This is a genomic window from Glutamicibacter halophytocola (assembly GCF_001302565.1).
Lineage (GTDB): Bacteria > Actinomycetota > Actinomycetes > Actinomycetales > Micrococcaceae > Glutamicibacter > Glutamicibacter halophytocola.
Map to the genome: position 1 here is coordinate 1,928,347 of NZ_CP012750.1, position 19,753 is coordinate 1,948,099.

Sequence of the window (19,753 nt, forward strand, 5' to 3'; positions counted from 1 at the left end):
ACGAATGCTTCCTAGACGCCGGTCGATCCCAGGTTATCCGGGATGCTGGCCAGGTAGGAGTCGATATTGCGCTTGGTTTCCGCAACCGAGTCGCCGCCGAACTTCTCGAGCAGAGACTGGGCGAGCACCAGGGCAACCATGGCTTCGGCAACCACGCCAGCCGCCGGGACGGCACAGACGTCTGAACGCTGGTGGTGCGCGGTGGTGTCTTCGCCGGTTGCGGTGTCGACGGTGCGCAGGGCACGGGGAACGGTCGCGATCGGCTTCATGCCAGCGCGCACGCGCAGCACCTCGCCAATGCTCATGCCCCCCTCAATGCCGCCGGCGCGATTGGAATTGCGCTTGATGCTGCCATCTTCGGCGTGCACGATCTCATCGTGGGCGGCCGAACCGCGGCGCGCCGCGGTTTCAAAACCGTCGCCCACTTCCACGCCCTTGATGGCCTGGATGCCCATCAACGCGGCGGCCAGGCGTGCGTCCAGGCGGCGGTCCCAGTGCACGTAGGATCCAATGCCCGGAGGCAGGTTGTAGGCCAGGACCTCAACCACGCCACCGAGGGTCTCCCCCGCCTTGTGCGCGTCGTCGACCTCGGCCACCATGGCCTGGCTGGTTGCCTGGTCGAAGCAGCGCAGCGGATCGGCATCGAGCGCTTCAATATCCGCAGCGGTCGGCAGCGGGGCATCAGCCGGAGCCGAAACAGCGCCAACGGCGGTGGTGTGCGACACCAATTCGATGCCGAGGTCGTTCAGGAAGCGGGAGGCTACTGCGCCCAGGGCCACGCGGGCCGCGGTTTCGCGGGCACTGGCTCGTTCCAGGATCGGGCGGGCGTCGTCGAAACCGTATTTCTGCATGCCGGTGAAGTCGGCGTGGCCCGGGCGCGGACGGGTCAATGGCGCATTGCGCGCCAGCGAAGCCAGCTCGTCGAGGTCCACTGGGTCCGCGCTCATGACGCGTTCCCACTTGGGCCATTCGGTGTTCCCGATTTCGATGGCCACCGGACCGCCCTGGGTCTTGCCGTGGCGCACACCGCCAAGGAAAGTGACCTGGTCCTTTTCAAACTTCATCCGCGCACCGCGGCCGTAGCCGAGACGGCGACGCGCTAATGCTTCGCGTACAACTTCGCTATCCACCGATACTCCGGCAGGTAGCCCTTCAAGAATTCCAACAAGTGCCGGGCCATGCGATTCGCCCGCGGTCAACCAACGCAACATGTCCTCTATTTTGCCATGACCTGAAGCAATTACTGGTGTCGGGCCAGTCCCAGGGAGTCATACATCGCATTTGTGACGTCAACACGCCGCTCTTCATCCCAGGCTGCACCGGCAAACAGGCGCACCTGTTCCACTGCCTGGTGCACCAGCATGTGAAGCCCGGAAATGACCTGGCCTTGCCATGAGGCAGCCAGCTTGGAGGGCCATGGATCGTAGGCCACATCGAGCAGGATCCCGTTGCCGGAACCGATCGCAGGCACCCATTCATCGCCCGCGTGCGGCGGCAGCGTGCTGAAAACCAGGGGCATCAGGCGCAGCTGATCGGACAGCTCGCGGGTGATGCCGGAAATTTCGTGGACGACCGGGTGCAGGCCCAGTTCCTTGGCCAGGTCCACAGCGCGCCGGGAGCGCTGAACGGAGCGAACCACGAGGGTGACGTGCTCGACGCCGAGCTCGGCACAGGCCTGAAGGGCCGCTAGCGAGGTATTGCCCGACCCCAGGATCAGGGCCTGATCGGCGGCGGTCATCGAGAAATCGGCCAGGGCCTGGACCAGGCCGTCGATGTCGGTGTTCTCCCCGAACAGCGTTCCGTCTTCGCGCACCACAATGGTGTTCAGGGCGCCAAGTTGCCGCACGCGGGCAGAAACCTCGTCCATGAGCGGCACAAAGGCATCCTTCAGCGGCATGGTCACCGACGATCCGGCCCAATCCCCCGAGCGCAGGCGTGCAACGTGTTCGGCGCACTGTTCGGGCACGAGGTCGATGGCCTCATAATTCAGCGGCGCGCCCAGCAGCTGGTAGGCGGTGCGGTGCAGCACCGGTGACTTGGAGTGGCCGACCGGGTGCCCCAGTACGGCAGCCTGCTTTATCAATTCACATACTTTCTGCGTTGCTGCTGCGCTTAGCAGACATCCGAATTCTGTTGGCACCATGCCCGGAATTCAGCCTGGTTGCGCTGATGTTCGGCGTAGCTGGAAGCGAACTTGGTTTCGCCCGTTTCAATGTTCACGGTCACCCAGTAGTAGTAGCCGTTGGACTGCGGGTTGGCCGCAGCCTTGATCGCCGAGGTGGCTGGTGAGCCGATCGGCGTCGGGGTCAAGCCCTTATGCACATAGGTGTTGTATTTGTTGCCGGCGTCCTTGCGCTCGGCCTGGCTGAACTGCAGGCTGTAGCGGTCCAAGCCGTAGATCACCGTGGAATCCACCTGGAGCAAGCCATGGGTTTCCTTGTTGGCAGGATTCAGCCGGTTCTCGATGGCTCCGGCCACGGTGGCATAGTCCTTCTCGCGGGCCTCTGCCTGCAGGATGGAGGCTACCTTCAGGGTGCGGTAGCCCTTCTCGAGGTCGGTGATGCCGGCGTCTTTGAGGGTGTTCTTGGTGGACCTGACCATCTTGGCCAGCACGTCCTTGGGGGTGCTGTCCAGGGCGAAACGGTATTCGCCCGGGTGCAGCCAGCCCTCGAGGTTCGGCACAGAGGAAGGAAGCCCGAACTTTTCCGGCTGGCCGGCCAGTTTTTCCAGGTCGGCAAGCTTGAGCCCGGAGCCCTTGGCGATCTCCTCCAGCGCCGCGTTCAGGCGCAAGTTCGCCTTGAGCCCGATGTAGAACACCTTGCCAGGGCGATTATCGACCAGGATTTCAGCAGCATCGGCTGCCGGCATCTGGGATTTGAGCTGGTAGGTTCCCGGGTGGACGACCTTATTGGCGCGTTCGGAGTTCTCCACGGCCTTGATCAGCAGCTTGTCGTTGGAAATGACGTCCAGGTCCTCGAGCTTGCGCGAGATTGCGCCCAGGCCCCAGCCGTCTTCCACGGTGAATTCGACCGTGGCGCCGCCCGGGCCGGGATAGTCATCCGGGTTGAACTGCTTGACTAAGGACTTGACGAAATAGAAGGAGCCGGCGACAACCAGGGCAAAAATCACCACGGTGGCTAGCATCACCAGGTTGCGCTTCCGGCGGGTTTTCTTGCGCCGCAGCTTCTTGGAGGCTTCGTCATCCTGGTCGAGCAGCCCATCGCGGTGGAGCGCGTCTTGCTGTTCGATGACCGGAGTCTGCGCGGTATGCGCCGCGGCCAGGGTGGGCAGGAACCGGGTATGGGTTTGCTGCCCATCCTGGTCATCGGCGGTTGCCAAGGCGGCATCCGGTGCCGCCTCGCCATCAGAGGAAGCTCCGAGATAGTGGTCCAGCCCGGTCAGCTCAGGAGTGGAAGGTTCAGCGATGGGAAGCCCTTGGCCTGCCGCGAAGCTCTCGTACAGGGCACGAAGAGTTTCGCGTTGCCGTTCTTGACGGGCTTCTTCTCGCATCAACTCTCATTTCTCGGTATGGCTTCGAACTGGGCCGCGACGTGCGGGATCTATTTCATGACGATCCGGCTGGCCTGGACACGGACGTTGTTCCGGCGCATTTCCAGCACTTGCTGCAGGATCTCGGTGGCAGCGACCTGGTCGACAACCTTTCGATGATCCTCCATCTTACGGCCTGAGGCGTGCAACGCGCGATGGGCGTTGACGGTGCTCAACCGCTCGTCGACCAGGAAAACCGCAAGCTCGATATTGGAGCTATCGGCTAATTCGGCCAAGGCAATAGCATAGTCACGGGCCATTTTGGTGGACTCGGTATCATTGCCGGCCAAGGATTTCGGCTCGCCGATGAATACTTCGCCCACATTCCGGTCCGTGATGATGCGCAGCAGCATCCGGCGGTCAGAATTCTTCTTCGCATCCCGGCGCAGGGTCATGACCGGCGTGGCCAGGATCCCCGAGGGATCTGAGATGGCGACGCCGACGCGGGCCAGGCCCACGTCGACGCCGAGTGCCACTTTAGCCATTGGCCAAAGCCGCCCGAATGGCATCCAGCGCTTCGTCGATCTTTGAAGCGTCCTGGCCGCCGCCCTGGGCCATATCGTCCTTGCCTCCGCCGCCGCCGCCGAGCACGCCGGTGGCGGTGCGCACCAGCGCTCCGGCCTTGAAGCCGTTGGCACGGGCGTCATCGTTGGTGACGGCCAGGACCAGCGGTCGGCCGTTGGCCACGCCGATCAGCACAATGACCGCTGCTTCGGTGCCAAGCTTGCCTCGCAGATCCAGCGCCATGGTGCGCAGGGCATCCGCGGAGTCGATGGTACCTGCGTTATGGGCCAGCAGGCGGGTCGAGCCGATGGTCACCACCTTTTCCAGTAGGGCTGCGGACTGGGCGAGCATGGCCTGGCTCTTGAGCTCGGCGATCTGCTTCTCGGCGGCCTTGAGCTTGGCAACGGTGTCGTTGACGCGCTCGGACACCTGGCTGGAAGGCACGCGGAACAGGCCCGAGAGCTCGGAAACCAGGGCACGCTCGGCAGCGCCGTGGCGGAAGGCCTCCATGCCGACCAGGGCTTCGACGCGGCGGTTTCCCGAACCGACCGAGGCCTCGGAGAGCAGGGTCAGCTGGCCGATGCGGGCGGTGGTGTCCACGTGGGTGCCACCGCACAGCTCGCGCGACCAGGCGCCGTTCATTTCCACCACGCGCACGTCGTTGGAGTACTTTTCGCCGAACAGGCTCATCGCGCCGAGCTTCTTGGCCTCGGACAGGGCCATTTCGTTGGTGACGACCTGGTAGTTCGAGGCGATGGCCAGGTTGACTGCTTCTTCGACTTCGCTGCGAGCCGCAGCGGAGAGGGCTTCGGCCCAGGAGAAGTCGAAGCGCAGGTAGCCGGCCTTGTTGAAGGACCCTGCCTGGGTGGCCGTTGGGCCAAGCAGCTCGCGCAGCGCGGCGTGCACCAGGTGGGTGGCCGAGTGGGCCTGCTCCCCCGAACGGCGGCGCACGGCGTCGACCTGGGTGCGCACCAATGCCTCGGCAGGAAGCTCGCCCTCGCGCACGATCACCTTGTGCACGTTCAGGCCCTTGACCGGGGCCTGCACGTCGGTGACCTCAAGCACGAAGCCGTCGCCGGTGATCAGGCCGCTGTCGCCAGCCTGGCCGCCGGATTCGGCATAGAAGGGGGTCTCATTGAGCACCAGGTCGATTTCCTGGCCCTGCTCCGCGTATGGAACCACTTGGCCGTCGCGGATGATGCCGCGAATGGTCGACTCGCCTTCCAGCGTGTCGTAGCCGGTGAAGTGCACGCTGCCGGCGTCGGCCAGCTTGTTGTACACCGACAGGTCGGCGTGGCCGGCCTTCTTGGCCTTGGCGTCCTTCTGCGCACGGGTGCGCTGCTCGTTCATCAGCTCGCGGAAGCGCGGCTCGTCCACGGACAGGCCAGCCTCGGCTGCGATTTCCAAGGTGAGGTCGATCGGGAAGCCATAGGTGTCGTGCAGGGTGAAGGCGTCGTCTCCGGAGAGGTTGGCTCCTTCTTCCTTGGCGTGGTTCAGCGCCTCGTCAAGGCGGGTGGTGCCCGAAGCGATGGTGCGGCGGAAGGCGCGCTCCTCGGCGTAGGCGATGCGGGCGATGCGCTCGAAGTCGGCCTCGACCTCTGGGTAGACGCCCTTCATGGCGTCGCGGGAGACGGGAAGCAGCTGCGGGAGCACTTCGCTGTCCACGCCCATCAGGCGCATGGCGCGCACGGCGCGGCGGATCAGCCGGCGCAGCACGTAGCCGCGGCCCTCGTTGCCCGGGGTGACCTGGTCGGAGATCAGCATCAGCGAGGAGCGGATGTGGTCGGCGATCATGCGCAGGCGCACGTCATTGGCGTGGTTGGGGTCCGCTGGATCCTCGGTGGAGGTGTAGGCGACGCCGGCAAGCTCGGCGGCCTTGTCGAGCACCGGACGGACCTGGTCGGTCTCGTACATGTTCTCGACGCCCTGCAGGATCATGGCCAGGCGCTCAAGGCCCAGGCCGGTGTCGATATTGCGCTTGGGCAGTTCGCCGGCGACGTCGAAGTCGGTCTTGGAGCGCACCGCTGAGAGGCGGTACTGCATGAACACGAGGTTCCAGATTTCGATGTAGCGGGTCTCGTCGACCGCCGGGCCGCCTTCTTGGCCGTACTGGGCACCGCGGTCGTAGTAGATCTCCGAGCAAGGACCGCCGGGGCCGGGCTGGCCGGTGTTCCAGTAGTTGTCTTCCTTGCCGGTGCCGACCACGCGCTCGGTCGGGATGCCGATCTCTTCTTCCCAGATGCGGCGGGCTTCAAGGTCCTTCTCGTCGCCGTCTTCGTAGACGGTGACCCAGAGGCGTTCCTTGTCCAGGCCGTAGCCTCCGGCTTCCACCGGGCTGGTCAGCAGCTCCCAGGCGAAGTGGATGGCATCCTTCTTGAAGTAATCGCCGAAGGAGAAGTTGCCGCACATCTGGAAGAAGGTGCCGTGGCGCACGGTCTTGCCGACTTCTTCGATGTCGCCGGTGCGGATGCATTTCTGCACCGAGGTCGCACGAGTGTAGGGGGCTTCTTCGCGGGCGGTCAGGTACGGGATGAAGGGAACCATGCCGGCCACAGTGAACAACAGCGATGGGTCCGATGAGACCAGCGAGGCGCTGGGCACCGCCGTGTGGCCCTTAGAGACGAAAAAGTCGACCCACCGACGGGCAATTTCCTGCGTTTTCATCGTGTTACGGATGATCCCTTCACTTAGCGGCGTCCACGCCCAAGGCGGAACGTAATTCTTCTTCTCTGGCGGTCATTCCCTGATGGAAGGCTTCCAGATATTCGGCAACACGGTCGGCGTACTTGCCGACCTGGCGATTGAGCGCTGCACCGGATTTAACGTCAGCGTATTTCCTGGTTGCGAGCACTCCAACGCCCACTCCAATAGAAACCCACAAGAACTTTTTCATTCTAGTCTCCTTGGCGGCCTTCGATGGGCCGTCCGTCGTTCAGCGCGCCGATACGTGTTCGATCGAACAGCTCTGGCTTAGCGGCTGCGGCGTGCTTTGCCGCTTGGCTTGGTGTTCATCGCGGCTTTCACGCCTTCGGTGAACGCGGCCGCCTTGATCAGCGGCTTGCCGACAGTAGCTGCGATCAGCGAGGACAGCGCGGAAACATTGGCGGTGGCATCAGAAACGTTATTGGTGATCGTATCGACCTTCTTGAGCTGGTCGTTGGTGGTCGCCACGGTGTTGGCGACTTCGCCGATCAACGGGGTGGTGCCATCGGCAACGTCCCTGATCGATTTGCGCAGCTCGTCGAACACCTTGCCCAACTTGATGATCGGCACAGCCAGCAGCACTACTAGTACAACAAATGCGCCGGCGGCGATGAGCCCTGCAATATCCGAACCCGACATGTGCTTCCTCTTCTGCTTGGGTTTTTGGTGCCAGTCCACCTTATCGAAGTCAGAGCCAAGATAGGTAGTTAAGCGACAAGCCCGCAACCGTTGGACGGTTGCGGGCTTGGAACTAGCGCACGGTTTAGCGTGCGTAGTACTCGACCACGAGGTTCTCTTCGCAGGTCACTGGGATCTCTGCACGCTCAGGAGCGCGCAGGTAGGTAGCCTGAAGGGCTTCCAGCTTTACGTCCAGGTAAGCAGGAACAGCTGGCAGCACCTTAGCGTGCTCACCTGCTGCAGCCATCTGGAATGGAACCATCTTCTCGCTCTTCTCGTGTACGTGGATCAGCTGACCCGGCTGTACCTTGAAGGATGGGCGGTCTACACGCTGGCCGTTGACCAGGATGTGGCGGTGCACGACCAGCTGGCGAGCCTGCTGGATGGTGCGGGCGAAGCCTGCACGCAGAACCAGGGCGTCCAAGCGGGACTCGAGCAGTGCCAGCAGGTTGTCACCGGTCTGGCCGCCGAGGCGCTTTGCTTCCTTGAAAGCGTTCAGCATCTGAACTTCGCGGATGCCGTACTGGGCACGCAAACGCTGCTTTTCGCGCAGACGCACTGCGTAGTCGCTGTCCTGCTTCTTACGGGCGCGGCCGTGCTGGCCTGGACCGTATGGACGGCGCTCCATGTACTTTTCAGCTTTAGGGGTCAATGCAAGGCCGAGCGCACGCGAAAGGCGTACGGTGCGGCGGGCACGGGCGTTAGCCATTGATGTGTCCTTTTCGTTCAGCGACGGTATCTACTGGCCTCCAGGATGGAGAGTGTGTGGGCGTCGCGTCCCTGCTACACTGCAACCTTGCTCCGCAGGCCGATCACTCGGACTCCGGGCAGGGCTTGCCAGCCAAAGATCAAGTCTACACGAAAGGGATTAGCCTCGGGCTGAGGCATAGCGCACAATCAGCGCTTGCGCTTGTCGCGTACCGGGTCCTTGCCGCGGATGATCTCGCGAAGCCGGGCCAGGCGCGTTCCGATGGTCTTCTCGGCGCCGTTGATGGTCGGCGTGTAGTAATTGGTGCCGACCAGATCGTCGGGCAGGTATTGCTGGGTGGCGATCGAATGCGGCGCGTCGTGGGCGTAGATGTAGCCCACCCCGTGGCCCAATTGCTTGGCTCCTGGATAGTGCGCGTCGCGCAGGTGGTCCGGAACCAGCGAGCCCTTGCCTTCGGAGACGTCGGCCAAGGCAGCGTTGATCGCGTTGTACGACGCATTGGATTTTGGCGCGGTCGCCAGATGCACGGTGGCTTGGCCCAGCATGATCCGCGCTTCGGGCATGCCGGTGAGCTGCACCGATTGGGCTGCGGCCACGGCCAGGGGCAGGGCGGTGGGATCGGCCATGCCAATATCTTCGCTGGCCGAGATCATCAGGCGGCGGGCGATGAAACGCGGGTCCTCCCCCGCGGAGAGCATGCGCGCGAGGTAGTGCAGGGCGGCATCCACGTCGGAGCCCCGGATGGATTTGATGAAGGCCGAGATGATGTCGTAGTGCTGATCGCCGTCTTTGTCATAGCGCTGCACGGCCTGGTCCATGGCCAGCTGGACATGGTCGGCGGTGATTTGCACCGGCGGATCCACTTCGGCGCCAGCGGCATTCCATGCGACGGCCCCGGCCGCCTCGAGCACGGTCAGCGAGCGGCGGGCATCGCCTTGGGCCAGGCGGACGATGGCGTCGCGCTGCTCGCCATCCAGCTGGACCTGCCCGTTGAATCCGCGCTCGTCTTCGATGGCGCGTTCCAGCAGGGCCGCGAGGTCACCATCGGTCAGCGGGCGCAGGGTCAGCAGCAGGGAGCGCGAGAGCAGCGGGGAAATCACCGAGAAGGACGGATTTTCGGTAGTGGCGGCGACCAGCACAACCACCCGGTTTTCGACTCCGGGAAGCAGTGCATCCTGTTGGGCCTTGTTGAAGCGGTGGATCTCGTCGAGGAACAATACCGTGGTCATCCCGCGCAGGTCGCGGTCGTCCTTGGCCTGCTCGATAACCCGGCGCACATCCTTGACGCCTGCGGTGATGGCGGAGAGCTCGACAAATTTCCGGTTGGTGGCCCGCGCAATGACGTGGGCGATGGTGGTCTTGCCGATGCCCGGCGGGCCGTAGAGGATCACGCTGGCAGGCCCGGCCAGGCCTGTTTCAGGATTCTCGGCCAGTTGCCGCAGCGGCGAGCCCGGACCGAGCAGGTGCTGCTGCCCGACCAGTTCCTCGAGCGAGCGCGGGCGCATCCGTACCGCCAGTGGCGGGCGGGGCCGGTTGACTTGGGCCTCGCGCGCGTCCTGCGGATCATCGGTCAGGGAATCGAACAAATCGCTCACCGTCCAAGCCTACCGATATTCTGGTGTCAATGCGGTACCGGCCTTTCGCCCGCCGCTTATTGCCTATTGAGAGGATTTTCTGCATGCGCGCCGTCGTCCAGGTCGCCAGCACCGCCCGCGTTGAAGTTGAAGGGGAAATTGTCGGGCAGCTCGACTCCCCCGGCTTGGTGATCCTGCTGGGCGTGACCCACGACGACGACCAGGCCATAGCGCGCAAGGTCGCCGAGAAGATCTGGCAACTGCGCATCATGGAGGATGAAACCTCGGCGGCCGGCAACCAGGCCCCGTTGCTGGTGATCAGCCAGTTCACCCTCTATGGCTCGGTGCGCAAGGGCCGGCGCCCTTCTTGGTCCAATGCCGCGCCCGGCCCGGTCAGCGAGCCGCTCTACGAATACTTCGTGCAGTACCTGCGTGAACTCGGATCGCACGTTGAGACCGGGCGGTTCGGGGCAATGATGGATGTGTCGCTGACCAACACCGGCCCGTTCACAATGATCGTCGATTCGGCGGACCTGGCCTAGCTGCCGGCGGACTTCACCAGCTGCACGAGCATCTCGAAGCTTGCGCGCTGCGCATTCAGCTCGGTTTGGCCGGTGGCGGAGAGCTCGTAGACTTTCCGCCCAGGCCCGCCCTGGCCTTCTTCCCATCGGGTTTCCACGAAGCCCGAGGCTTCCAGCTTTGCCAGCGCGGGATAGAGCGTTGCGCCCTTGATCGGTCCGAAACCTCGTTCTTGCAGGGTTTTGGACAGGGCGTAGCCGTGGGCTTGCCCGGACGACAATTCAGCCAGCAGCAGCATCGGGAGCATGGCGCGCTGCCAGCTGCCGGGAAACGGCGAGTCCTTACTCATCGCGCCCTTCTTCCAGGCCGCGGGCATGGGCACGCCTTTGGGCTAGCTTGGATTCCACGTATTCTGCGCGGTTCGCGGGGCGCAATTCGTAAAGGGAAACCGCCGCAAAAACCGCAACGCATACGGCGAAGAAGATGTCCCATCCGCTGCGGTCCGGGGCAAGCGCCTCCGGCAGCAGGCTTGTGCCGTACAAGAATACGAGTGCCAATGGCAGCAACCGGAGCATGAGCCATCGTCGCCGCAACGCCGTGGCGGTGTTGACTCCCAGTCCGATGGCGAATTCGTTTGGGGTGCCGAATTCCTCAACTATCGATGCTTCGCCTTCTGCCCTGCACATGTTCGACCAGTGCTCGCGGGCTGGCGCCAGGACGGATGCCGCCTCTCTAGCTCGCATTCCATAGCGTCCGCGCAGCAGGCGCGTGGATTCGGCAAACCATGCTTCGGGATCAGTAAAAGCTGTGGCGTCGTTGCGCGTTGCTCCAGGCTCATCCTTGAATGGCAGCCAAAACGCGCCGATGGCCAGGGCTATCCCGAGGATCGGTGCTAGCCAGTTGGGCATTGGCAGGGCTTGTTCATCGCCTAGTGTGGCGATGAGTGCGGCGCCTGCGATGGATACCGCTATTCCGGCCACCCCTAGCGCCCAAGATCGCGCGAATTTGCCTTTCACGCGGTAGAACCACCATAGGTGCCCGGATAAGGCGATTCCCGTGCCTGCGCACAAGGCCGCTAGCTGCCAATAGTGCCACGAGTTCGCAGTCCATCCGTCACGGAATCCGACCCAAGTGCCAAAACCGGTGCATAGCAGGCCAACACCAATTCCGAGACCAACGAGCAGCAGCACGCTGCTGTTGACCGGCATCTCCGAGTCCGCCAGCTGTTGCGGCGTCAACCGCGAGTACGCCCGGGCTTCGCCGTATTCGAGGGGGGCGCCAAAAAGATCCTCTGCAGCTTCGCCGCTATCCCGGATGGTGGCCAAAGCATTTTCCAGTTCCTGGACGCTCTGCGAATCATCCAAGTCATGGAGCATCATGGCAAGCCTGAAGTCCTGCGCCCAACTGCGGTCGCGCGCCGGGTATTGCTGGACGATGTGCTGGGGTTCTGCCGAGGCCAAGAAGTCTCCTTGGAGAGAAATAACTAGTGTGAAAACTAACCTAGTATTAAAATCAGCATTAATCCACGCTGTGGCCTATTTTGGGGCAAAAAGAAGCCGGATGGAACGCACTTGCGCGTTCCATCCGGCTTCTTATAGCTGCGTAAGCCTACTTGGCTTCAGCCTTGGCTTCGGTCTCTTCGGCCTTCTTCTTCTCAGGCTTGAAGTCGATGCCGGCTTCCTTGCGCTGCTGCGGGGTGATCGGTGCAGGAGCAGCGGTCAGCGGGTCGAAACCGCCACCGGTCTTCGGGAAGGCGATGACGTCGCGGATGGACTCCGAGTTGGTCAGCAGCTGCAGCACGCGGTCCCAGCCCAGGGCGATGCCGCCATGCGGCGGGGCGCCGTACTTGAAGCCCTCGAGCAGGAAGCCGAACTGGGTGTCGGCCTGCTCCTGGGTCACGCCCATGAGCTTGAAGACGCGCTCTTGCACATCGCGCTGGTGGATACGGATCGAACCGCCGCCGATTTCGTTGCCGTTGCATACGATGTCGTAGGCGTAGGACAGTGCCGAGCCGGGGTCGGTGTCGAAGGTGTCCATGAACTCCGGCTTGGGGCTGGTGAACGCGTGGTGCACGGCGGTCCAGGCGCCGGCGCCCACGGCCACGTCGCCCGAGGCCACGGCATCCGAAGCGGCTTCGAACATCGGTGCGTCGACGATCCAGACGAAGGCCCAGTCGCCTTCCTTGATCAGGCCGGTGCGGTGGCCAATTTCGACACGAACCGCGCCGAGCAGGGCACGGGATTCGTTCTTCTTGCCAGCCGAGAAGAAGATGCAGTCGCCAGCGCTTGCGCCGGTAGCTGCGGCCAGGCCGGCCTTCTCTTCATCCGAGAGGTTCTTGGCCACTGGGCCGGCCAGCTCGCCATCTTCCTTGATCAATACGTAGGCCAGGCCCTTGGCACCGCGCTGCTTGGCGAATTCCTGCCAGGCATCCAGGGTGCGGCGCGGCTGCGAGGCGCCGCCGGGCATAACCACGGCACCGACATACTCGGACTGGAAGACCTTGAAGGAGGTGTTCGCGAAGTACTCGGTCATTTCGGTCAGTTCCAGGCCAAAGCGCAGGTCCGGCTTGTCCGAACCATACTTGGCCATGGCCTCCGAGTACGCCATGCGGCGGATCGGGGTCGGGACCTGCACGTCGATCAGGTTCCACAGCTCGGTAACCAGCTTTTCGCCGAGCTCGATGATGTCATCTTCCTCGACGAACGAGGCTTCGATGTCCAGCTGGGTGAACTCCGGCTGCCGGTCCGCGCGGAAGTCCTCATCGCGGTAGCAGCGGGCGATCTGGTAGTACTTCTCGAAACCGCCGACCTGCAGCAGCTGCTTGAACAGCTGCGGGGACTGCGGCAGCGCGTACCAGCTGCCCGGGGTCAGGCGGGCCGGCACGACGAAGTCGCGGGCGCCTTCCGGGGTGGAACGGGTCAGCGTCGGGGTCTCGATCTCGATGTAACCCTGGTCGTGCAGCAGGTTGCGTGCTACGCGGTTGGCCTCGGAGCGCAGGCGGATGTTGCGGGCCGGGGTCGGGCGGCGCAGGTCCAGGTAGCGGTGGCGCAGGCGCGCCTCCTCGCCGACCTCGACATGCTCGTCAACCTGGAAAGGCAGCGGGGCGGCGGTGTTCAGCACGGTCACGGTGTCCGCGATGACCTCGATCTGCCCGGTAGGCAGGTTCGGGTTCTCGTTGCCTTCCGGGCGGCGCTCCACGGTGCCGGCGATCTGCAGCACGAACTCATTGCGCAGCGGGTGGAAGTCCTCTTCATCGCGCACGACAACCTGGGCTACGCCCGAGGCATCGCGCAAATCCAGGAAGGCGACACCGCCGTGGTCACGGCGACGCGCGACCCAGCCGGTGAGGGTGACCTGCTGTCCAATGTGCTCGGCGTTCAATTCGCCCAGCTGATGAGTGCGTAGCACTACGATCCTTTCGGTCGGTTGGGAAAGTTTCTCCCCATGAAGTTTAGTGCACCGCAAGACGGTGCAGGTGCGGGCGGCCAAGCCCAAAGCATTAGCTGATGGCGATCTTCAGGTCTTCGGCGTTGGGCATCCAGGTGGCCGGCTCGGCTGCGACCTGCTCGCCGGAGCGGATGTCCTTGACCTCGTGGGTGCCATCGGCCTGGGTGAACCAGACGAAGGGAATCCCCCGGCGATCGGCGAATTTGATCTGCTTGCCGAACTTCTCAGCGCTGGCTGCGACTTCGCAAGCGATCCCGCGCCCGCGCAGCTGCGAGGCGACGTCCTGGGCTTCGTGCCAGGAGTCGTCATTGGCCAGCGTGACATATACCACTGATGGCACGCTGCGGCTGGCGGTGACTACTTCTTCAGTCAGGATGCGCGAGATCAGGCGGGTAACGCCGATGGACAAGCCAACACCCGGGTAGTTCTTCTTGCCCTTGGATGCCAGCGATTCGTAGCGCCCGCCCGAGCAGATCGACCCCAGGGATTCGTGGCCGACCAGCACGGTTTCGTAGACGGTGCCGGTGTAGTAGTCCAGGCCGCGGGCGATGGACAGGTCTGCCATAACCTTGCCCGGGGCGCGCTTCGAGGCCGCGTCGATCACCTGGGAGAGCTCATCCAGGCCGGTGTCCAGCAGCTCGTGCCCAACGCCCAGGGCGCGGACCTGGTCAACAAAGGAGGTGTCCATGGTGCGGATCTTGGCCAGCGCCAAGGCCGCATCGGCCTGTTCGCGCGTCGCGCCAACTTCCTCCACGAGGATCTTTGCGACCGCTTCATCGCCGATCTTTTCCAGCTTGTCAATGGCGCGCAGCACGGCATCCGGATCATCCAGGCCCAAGCCGCGGTAGAAGCCCTCGGCCAGCTTGCGGTTGTTCACGCGCAAGCGGAAGTCCCCGATCGGCAGCGCGGAGAGCGCATCGGCAATGGTCAACGCGAGCTCTACGTCGTAGCTGAAGGGCAAGGTGCCATCGCCGACCACGTCGATGTCGGCCTGGGTGAATTCGCGGAAGCGGCCATCCTGCGGGCGTTCGCCGCGCCACACCTTCTGCATCTGGTAGCGGCGGAAGGGGAAGGCCAGGTGGCCGGCGTTCTCCACCACATAGCGGGCGAAGGGCACGGTGAGGTCGAAGTGCAGGGCCAGGGCGTTGGGATCGTTCTTGTCGTCCTCGGCGGCCAGGCGCGAAAGTCCATAAACTTCCTTGTCGATTTCGCCCTTGCGCAACAATTGGGCGCGGGTTTCAACTGCACGGGTCTCGATGTTGGCGAAACCATGTAGTTCAAAAACATGACGCAAGGTGTCCAGCACGTGCTGTTCAACAGCCCGTTCAGCTGGAAGCCATTCTGGGAAACCTGAAAGTGAGGCCTTGCGTGCCATGAAACTCCTTAGTGCAAATTGGGCTACCAAACCATCTTAAGCCTGTTTTGCAAGAAACCTGTGCACGTCGGCTTACTAAGAAACGGAGGTCACAGGTAGAGTTGGCTACAGCAAGTGCTCGTAAAGTGAAAGAGTTTCAGCGGTGACCACCAGTCAGCAATCCGACGACAGCCACAAGACCCCTTTGCCGCAGGCGCAGAAGCCTGCTGCAAAACCGGTTGTAGCGCCCAGCGTCGCACACACCACTCCCCTCGACGAAGCGGCTAAATTTGCCCGCATCACCGAGGACGGCCACGTCTTCGTGATTATCGATGGCGCCGAGTTCCCCGTGGGCCAGTACCCAGATGCCACGCAGGAAGAAGCCTTGGGCTACTTTGTGCGCAAATATGACGATGCGCTCTCGCAGCTGATGCTCCTCGAGCAGCGTGTTGTCGCCAAGGCTCCGGCCGGCGAATTGGGCAAGGCAGTTCAAGCCCTGTCGGCAACTGTCGCAGAGCGCCACATGGTTGGCGACATCCCGGCCCTTGAATCGCGCCTGGAAAATGCCCGTGTTGCTGTGGAGAACCTTTCCGCAGAACAGCGCAAGGCCCACGATGCCGCCCGTGCCGAGCAGCTGGCCACGCGCGAATCCATCGTTGCCCAGGCCGAAGCCATGGCCGAGAAGCGACCAGAGCAGATTCAGTGGAAGACCGCTTCGGCGTCCATGAATGAGCTGTTCGAGCAGTGGAAGGCCTCCCAGCGTTCCTCGGTTCGCTTGCCACGAGCCACCGAAGACGCCTTGTGGAAGCGGTTCCGTGCTGCACGCACCACTTTTGATCGCCATCGCCGCGCCTACTTCTCGCAGCTTGATTCAACCAACGCCTCGGCCAAGGCCGTGAAGGAAGAATTGATCGCACGGGCAGAAGCCTTGCAGGGCTCCACGGACTGGGCTGCCACCGCCGCCGAGTACCGCAAGCTCATGGACGAGTGGAAGAAGTCGCGCCGTGCCTCGCGCAAGGATGACGACCAGCTCTGGGGCCGTTTCCGCGCTGCCCAGGATGTCTTCTTCCAGGCTCGTGCCGCCGAGAACGCCAAGATCGATGAAGAGTACGCTCATAATCTTGTGGCGAAGGAAGCTCTGCTCGAGGAAGCTCGTGCGCTGTTGCCAATCAAGGATCTGGCCACCGCCAAAGCCAAGCTGGATTCCATCCGCGAACGCTGGGAAGCTGCTGGCAAGGTGCCGCGCAACGACCTGCAGCGCGTCGAATCAGCACTTCGCCAGGTTGAAGATGCTGTCAAGGGCGCTGAAGATGAGCAGTGGCGCCGGTCCAACCCGGAGACCAAGGCGCGTTCCAATTCGATGCTCAGCCAGCTGCAGGACACGATTTCTGCACTGGAAGAGGATCTGGCCAAGGCCCAGGCCAAGGGCAACGCAAAGCAGATCGCTGCGGCCCAGGAAGCACTGGATGCACGCCGCATGTGGCTGAACACCCTGGAAAAGTCGGCAGCCGACTTCCAGTAAGTAATCCACAGATCGTCAGCACACGCTCAACGCGGCGGCGCTTGCTGGTTCAGTAGCCACATGGAATCTAGAAATTGCCAGGCTACCGGGCCACGCGCCGCCGCGTTGCGCATTCCAGAAGACCTCTGGATCGCCGGCCAAATGTTCAGCCGAAATGAGTTGCAGGCGATGGCCTCGAACGGTTTGCTCCGCGAGGTGCTTGGTGACTGTTTTCTTCCCAGCCAGATTCAAATCACTGCCTCGCTGCGGGCACAGGTTGCTGCTTTTGCCTGCGGGCGGGAGCTGAATTCCAATGCCGTGCTGGCGCGTCAAACGGCCGCCTGGATTCATGGGCTGCTGCCCGAAGTCTTTACGCTGTGCATCTATACGCGCAATTACCATCGGCCTTTTGCACCCGGCTTCGGGTTGAATGCCCAATTCATGCAGGCCATAGTTCCCGATACGCAAATGGTCTTCCGCAGCCGGATCAAGGTAACCTCCGCCTTGCGCAGCGTATGCGACTGCGCGCAGTTCGACCCATTGCCAATAGCCAGTCGAGTTCTGGGCAACGCGATTTCCCTGGACGATCCCTATTTGAATCTGGAGTCGATCCGGGAAAGCCTCAATAACTTCGAGAAGTCCCCAGAAAGATCACGCGCCCTGCGCTTAGTCGATTCCTTTGACGACTTCGCGCAGGCCGCGTGATTTATTGGAGGCAGTTGCGTTTCTAGCGGCGTGAGCCAGCAGTGGTGCGGTACACGTCGTATACGCCATCGATCCGGCGCACTTGGTTCAGTACGTGGCTCAAGAACTTCGGATCGCCCATTTCGAAGGAGAAACGGGACAAAGCCACGCGGTCCCTGCTGGTTTGAACCGTGGCCGAGAGGATATTCAAGTGGCTCTCGGACAAAATTCGGGTCACATCGGAGAGCAGCGATTTGCGGTCGAGCGCTTCCACCTGGATCTCCACGAGGAACACGCCGTGGTGCTTAGCTGCCCAAGTGACGTTGACCAGCCGATCTGGCTGGTTTGACAGCTGCGTCAGGTTCAAGCAATCCGAGCGGTGCACGGAGACGCCCGCGCCACGAGTCACAAAGCCCTGGATCTCATCTGGTGGCACTGGGGTACAGCAACGGGCCAGTTTCACCAGGACGTCGCCGACGCCCTCAACAATCACGCCGGCGTCGTTGCCCGTTGTGGGGCTCGGAGCGTTCGGGCGGACTACCGCTTCCTCATCGACTTGTTCGGCCTCAGGAGGGCCAATGAGGGCCGTCAGGTGCTCAATGACGTTCTGCGCACTGGTATGCCCGTCGCCAACAGACTGATACAGCGCCGAGATGTCCGTGTGGTGCAGCTCGTTGGCAACCGCGGTCAGCAGGTCGTGAGTCATCAATTTCTGCAGGGGCAGGTGGTTGCGCCGCAGCTCCTTGGTCAGAAGCTCCTTGCCCTTTTCGATGGCTTCTTCACGGCGTTCCTTGGAGAAGTATCCACGGATCTTCGCTTTGGCACGTGGTGATTTGACGAAGTTCTGCCAGTCCTGGGATGGTCCGGCGCCTTCTGCCTTCGAAGTGAAAACCTCTACTACGTCGCCCTGTTTGAGTTCGGTATGCAGCGGCACGAGCTTGCCGTTGACCCGGCTGCCGATCGTCCGATGGCCAACGTCGGTGTGGATCGAGTAGGCGAAGTCCACCGGAGTTGCACCCACTGGCAGCGACATGATGTCGCCCTTGGGCGTGAAGACATACACCTCGGCGGAGCTGATCGTATAGCGCAGCCCGTCGAGGAATTCCTCGGAGTCGGTGGTATCTGCCTGCCATTCCATCAAGGACCGCAGCCAGTCCATATTCTGTTCCGGTGACAGCATGGAGTTCGCGTTTTGGCCATGCTTGTATTGGAAGTGCGCAGCCACGCCGTACTCGGCACGCACGTGCATGTCGTGGGTGCGGATCTGTATTTCTACCGGCTTGCCTTCCGGCCCCATTACCGTGGTGTGCAGCGACTGGTAGAGGTTCAGCTTCGGGATGGCAATGTAATCCTTGAAGCGGTTGGGCAGTGGATTCCACTCTGCGTGGACGACGCCCAGTGCCCCATAGCAATCCTTGACGGTATCGACCAGGATGCGAACACCCATCAAGTCATGGATGTCGTCAAAGTCCTTTCCTCGGACAATCATCTTCTGGTAGATCGAGTAATAGTGCTTTGGACGCCCGGATACGGTGGCATGGATATCGACATTGCCCAGGTCGCCCGAGAGCGTCTGGCGAATTGAGGAGAGGTACTTTTCTCGCTCGGGGGTGCGATCCCCCACCATGCGGACGATTTCTTGGTAGACCTTGGGGTGAAGGGCCGCGAAGGAAAGATCTTCAAGTTCCCATTTCACGGTGTTCATGCCGAGGCGATGTGCCAAGGGCGCGAAAATTTCCAGCGTCTCCTTGGCTTTGCGCGAAGAAGACTCGGGCGAAACGTAGCGCCAGGTACGGGCATTGTGCAGGCGGTCGGCAAGCTTGATCAACAGGACGCGGATGTCGCGAGACATGGCGACAACCATTTTGCGCACGGTTTCAGCCGGTGCCGCTTCACCGTAGGTGACCTTGTCGAGCTTCGTCACGCCATCAACGAGCATGGCAATTTCTTCCGAAAATTCCTTCTTGACCGATTCAAGGGAGTATTCGGTGTCTTCAACCGTGTCGTGCAGGAGCGCGGCAGCGAGAATTGCGCCGGTCATTCCCATCTCGGCCAAAATTGTAGCAACGGCTACGGGGTGGGTGATGTACGGGTCACCGCTTTTGCGTTTCTGGCCATCATGATATTTTTCGGCTACCTCGTAGGCGTGCACGAGCAGGTCCAGATCCGCACGCGGATGCTTCGACTTTACTGTGCGAAGCAGCGGCTCAAGTGTCGGCGACGTGCTAGGGGTACTGCCGCGTCCGGCAAACCGCACTAAACGGGAAATTGAGCGCCGTTTCGAATTGTTCAGGTTTGACGTATTCGCCATGCCCCGCTCCTTCCCCATTGCCACCTGACGCCGCTGGCCTGTGCGAGCTAGCGTGGCGACATCCGGTGGTAGTTTCCGGCCGCGGTTACGTCCACGACCTTGCACCAAAAAAACACGTTGTTTAGTTCATTTGTTATAGCACGTTCGGCCGGTGACAACTAATTACACCGCTTCACGCCATTGTGAAAAAGCGCCTCCAGCGAATGCTGGAGGCGCTTCT

Annotated in this window: 17 protein-coding genes; 3 read left to right on the forward strand and 14 right to left on the reverse strand. The window is 62.4% G+C overall.

The window, feature by feature from the left end; translation table 11 throughout:
- Nucleotides 1-11: 11 nt before the first annotated feature.
- From aroC to AOZ07_RS08915, 9 genes are all read right to left on the reverse strand, one after another.
- The gene (gene aroC, locus AOZ07_RS08875; RefSeq protein ID WP_060701667.1) at nucleotides 12-1,211 is read right to left on the reverse strand and encodes a chorismate synthase; all 1,200 of its coding nucleotides are present in this window, start codon (nucleotides 1,209-1,211) and stop codon (nucleotides 12-14) included.
- A 29-nt stretch (nucleotides 1,212-1,240) separates the two neighbouring features.
- Nucleotides 1,241-2,083 (reverse strand): shikimate dehydrogenase family protein, encoded by an 843-nt coding sequence (locus AOZ07_RS08880; RefSeq protein WP_060701668.1) that lies wholly within the window; start codon nucleotides 2,081-2,083, stop codon nucleotides 1,241-1,243.
- A 29-nt stretch (nucleotides 2,084-2,112) separates the two neighbouring features.
- Nucleotides 2,113-3,510 (reverse strand): endolytic transglycosylase MltG, encoded by a 1,398-nt coding sequence (gene mltG / locus AOZ07_RS08885; RefSeq protein ID WP_060701669.1) that lies wholly within the window; start codon nucleotides 3,508-3,510, stop codon nucleotides 2,113-2,115.
- A gap of 50 nt (nucleotides 3,511-3,560) precedes the next feature.
- Nucleotides 3,561-4,034, reverse strand: coding sequence for a Holliday junction resolvase RuvX (gene ruvX / locus AOZ07_RS08890; protein WP_060701670.1), 474 nt, complete (start codon nucleotides 4,032-4,034; stop codon nucleotides 3,561-3,563).
- Entirely contained in the window at nucleotides 4,027-6,717 is a 2,691-nt protein-coding gene (gene alaS, locus AOZ07_RS08895) for an alanine--tRNA ligase (RefSeq protein ID WP_060701671.1), read from the reverse strand. The genes ruvX and alaS overlap by 8 nt, the downstream gene beginning before the upstream one ends.
- A gap of 19 nt (nucleotides 6,718-6,736) precedes the next feature.
- On the reverse strand, nucleotides 6,737-6,946 hold the full coding sequence (locus AOZ07_RS08900) for a hypothetical protein (RefSeq protein ID WP_060701672.1): 210 nt from the start codon (nucleotides 6,944-6,946) through the stop codon (nucleotides 6,737-6,739).
- A gap of 77 nt (nucleotides 6,947-7,023) precedes the next feature.
- Nucleotides 7,024-7,395: a DUF948 domain-containing protein gene (locus AOZ07_RS08905; RefSeq protein ID WP_060701673.1), complete on the reverse strand. Its 372-nt coding sequence runs from the start codon at nucleotides 7,393-7,395 to the stop codon at nucleotides 7,024-7,026.
- 124 nt (nucleotides 7,396-7,519) lie between these two features.
- On the reverse strand, nucleotides 7,520-8,143 hold the full coding sequence (rpsD, locus tag AOZ07_RS08910) for a 30S ribosomal protein S4 (protein WP_060701674.1): 624 nt from the start codon (nucleotides 8,141-8,143) through the stop codon (nucleotides 7,520-7,522).
- A gap of 188 nt (nucleotides 8,144-8,331) precedes the next feature.
- The gene (locus tag AOZ07_RS08915) at nucleotides 8,332-9,738 is read right to left on the reverse strand and encodes a replication-associated recombination protein A (protein ID WP_060701675.1); all 1,407 of its coding nucleotides are present in this window, start codon (nucleotides 9,736-9,738) and stop codon (nucleotides 8,332-8,334) included.
- A gap of 83 nt (nucleotides 9,739-9,821) precedes the next feature.
- On the opposite strand from AOZ07_RS08915, the gene dtd reads away from it, so the two are divergent.
- The gene (dtd, locus tag AOZ07_RS08920; protein WP_060701676.1) at nucleotides 9,822-10,259 is read left to right on the forward strand and encodes a D-aminoacyl-tRNA deacylase; all 438 of its coding nucleotides are present in this window, start codon (nucleotides 9,822-9,824) and stop codon (nucleotides 10,257-10,259) included.
- On the opposite strand, the gene AOZ07_RS08925 is transcribed toward dtd, so the two are convergent.
- The 4 genes from AOZ07_RS08925 to hisS all read right to left on the reverse strand — a co-directional run bounded on the left by AOZ07_RS08925 (nucleotide 10,256) and on the right by hisS (nucleotide 15,058).
- Nucleotides 10,256-10,585 (reverse strand): PadR family transcriptional regulator, encoded by a 330-nt coding sequence (locus tag AOZ07_RS08925; RefSeq protein WP_060701677.1) that lies wholly within the window; start codon nucleotides 10,583-10,585, stop codon nucleotides 10,256-10,258. The genes dtd and AOZ07_RS08925 overlap by 4 nt on opposite strands.
- Nucleotides 10,578-11,696 (reverse strand): hypothetical protein, encoded by a 1,119-nt coding sequence (locus AOZ07_RS08930; protein ID WP_060701678.1) that lies wholly within the window; start codon nucleotides 11,694-11,696, stop codon nucleotides 10,578-10,580. The genes AOZ07_RS08925 and AOZ07_RS08930 overlap by 8 nt, the downstream gene beginning before the upstream one ends.
- A gap of 148 nt (nucleotides 11,697-11,844) precedes the next feature.
- A complete protein-coding gene (gene aspS / locus AOZ07_RS08935; protein ID WP_060701679.1) occupies nucleotides 11,845-13,644 on the reverse strand; it encodes an aspartate--tRNA ligase in 1,800 nt (599 codons plus the stop codon).
- A 91-nt stretch (nucleotides 13,645-13,735) separates the two neighbouring features.
- Complete coding sequence (gene hisS, locus AOZ07_RS08940; RefSeq protein ID WP_060701680.1) at nucleotides 13,736-15,058, reverse strand: histidine--tRNA ligase; 1,323 nt, start codon at nucleotides 15,056-15,058, stop codon at nucleotides 13,736-13,738.
- A gap of 142 nt (nucleotides 15,059-15,200) precedes the next feature.
- Between hisS and AOZ07_RS08945 the strand changes: the two genes are divergently transcribed.
- Entirely contained in the window at nucleotides 15,201-16,559 is a 1,359-nt protein-coding gene (locus tag AOZ07_RS08945) for a DUF349 domain-containing protein (RefSeq protein ID WP_060701681.1), read from the forward strand.
- Between the two features lie 105 nt (nucleotides 16,560-16,664).
- Nucleotides 16,665-17,243, forward strand: coding sequence for a hypothetical protein (locus tag AOZ07_RS08950; protein WP_194943849.1), 579 nt, complete (start codon nucleotides 16,665-16,667; stop codon nucleotides 17,241-17,243).
- A gap of 22 nt (nucleotides 17,244-17,265) precedes the next feature.
- Here the strand turns inward: AOZ07_RS08950 and AOZ07_RS08955 are convergent, their stop codons facing one another.
- A complete protein-coding gene (locus tag AOZ07_RS08955) occupies nucleotides 17,266-19,533 on the reverse strand; it encodes a RelA/SpoT family protein (RefSeq protein WP_060701683.1) in 2,268 nt (755 codons plus the stop codon).
- Between the last annotated feature and the right edge of the window lie 220 nt (nucleotides 19,534-19,753).

Bases quoted from the DNA above. Each gene is read 5' to 3' on its own strand.
- aroC (WP_060701667.1), bottom strand. From the start codon at position 1,211: ATGTTGCGTTGGTTGACCGCGGGCGAATCGCATGGCCCGGCACTTGTT.
- mltG (WP_060701669.1), bottom strand. From the start codon at position 3,510: ATGCGAGAAGAAGCCCGTCAAGAACGGCAACGCGAAACTCTTCGTGCC.
- ruvX (WP_060701670.1), bottom strand. From the start codon at position 4,034: ATGGCTAAAGTGGCACTCGGCGTCGACGTGGGCCTGGCCCGCGTCGGC.
- alaS (WP_060701671.1), bottom strand. From the start codon at position 6,717: ATGAAAACGCAGGAAATTGCCCGTCGGTGGGTCGACTTTTTCGTCTCT.
- AOZ07_RS08900 (WP_060701672.1), bottom strand. From the start codon at position 6,946: ATGAAAAAGTTCTTGTGGGTTTCTATTGGAGTGGGCGTTGGAGTGCTC.
- AOZ07_RS08905 (WP_060701673.1), bottom strand. From the start codon at position 7,395: ATGTCGGGTTCGGATATTGCAGGGCTCATCGCCGCCGGCGCATTTGTT.
- rpsD (WP_060701674.1), bottom strand. From the start codon at position 8,143: ATGGCTAACGCCCGTGCCCGCCGCACCGTACGCCTTTCGCGTGCGCTC.
- dtd (WP_060701676.1), top strand. From the start codon at position 9,822: ATGCGCGCCGTCGTCCAGGTCGCCAGCACCGCCCGCGTTGAAGTTGAA.
- AOZ07_RS08925 (WP_060701677.1), bottom strand. From the start codon at position 10,585: ATGAGTAAGGACTCGCCGTTTCCCGGCAGCTGGCAGCGCGCCATGCTC.
- hisS (WP_060701680.1), bottom strand. From the start codon at position 15,058: ATGGCACGCAAGGCCTCACTTTCAGGTTTCCCAGAATGGCTTCCAGCT.
- AOZ07_RS08955 (WP_060701683.1), bottom strand. From the start codon at position 19,533: ATGGCGAATACGTCAAACCTGAACAATTCGAAACGGCGCTCAATTTCC.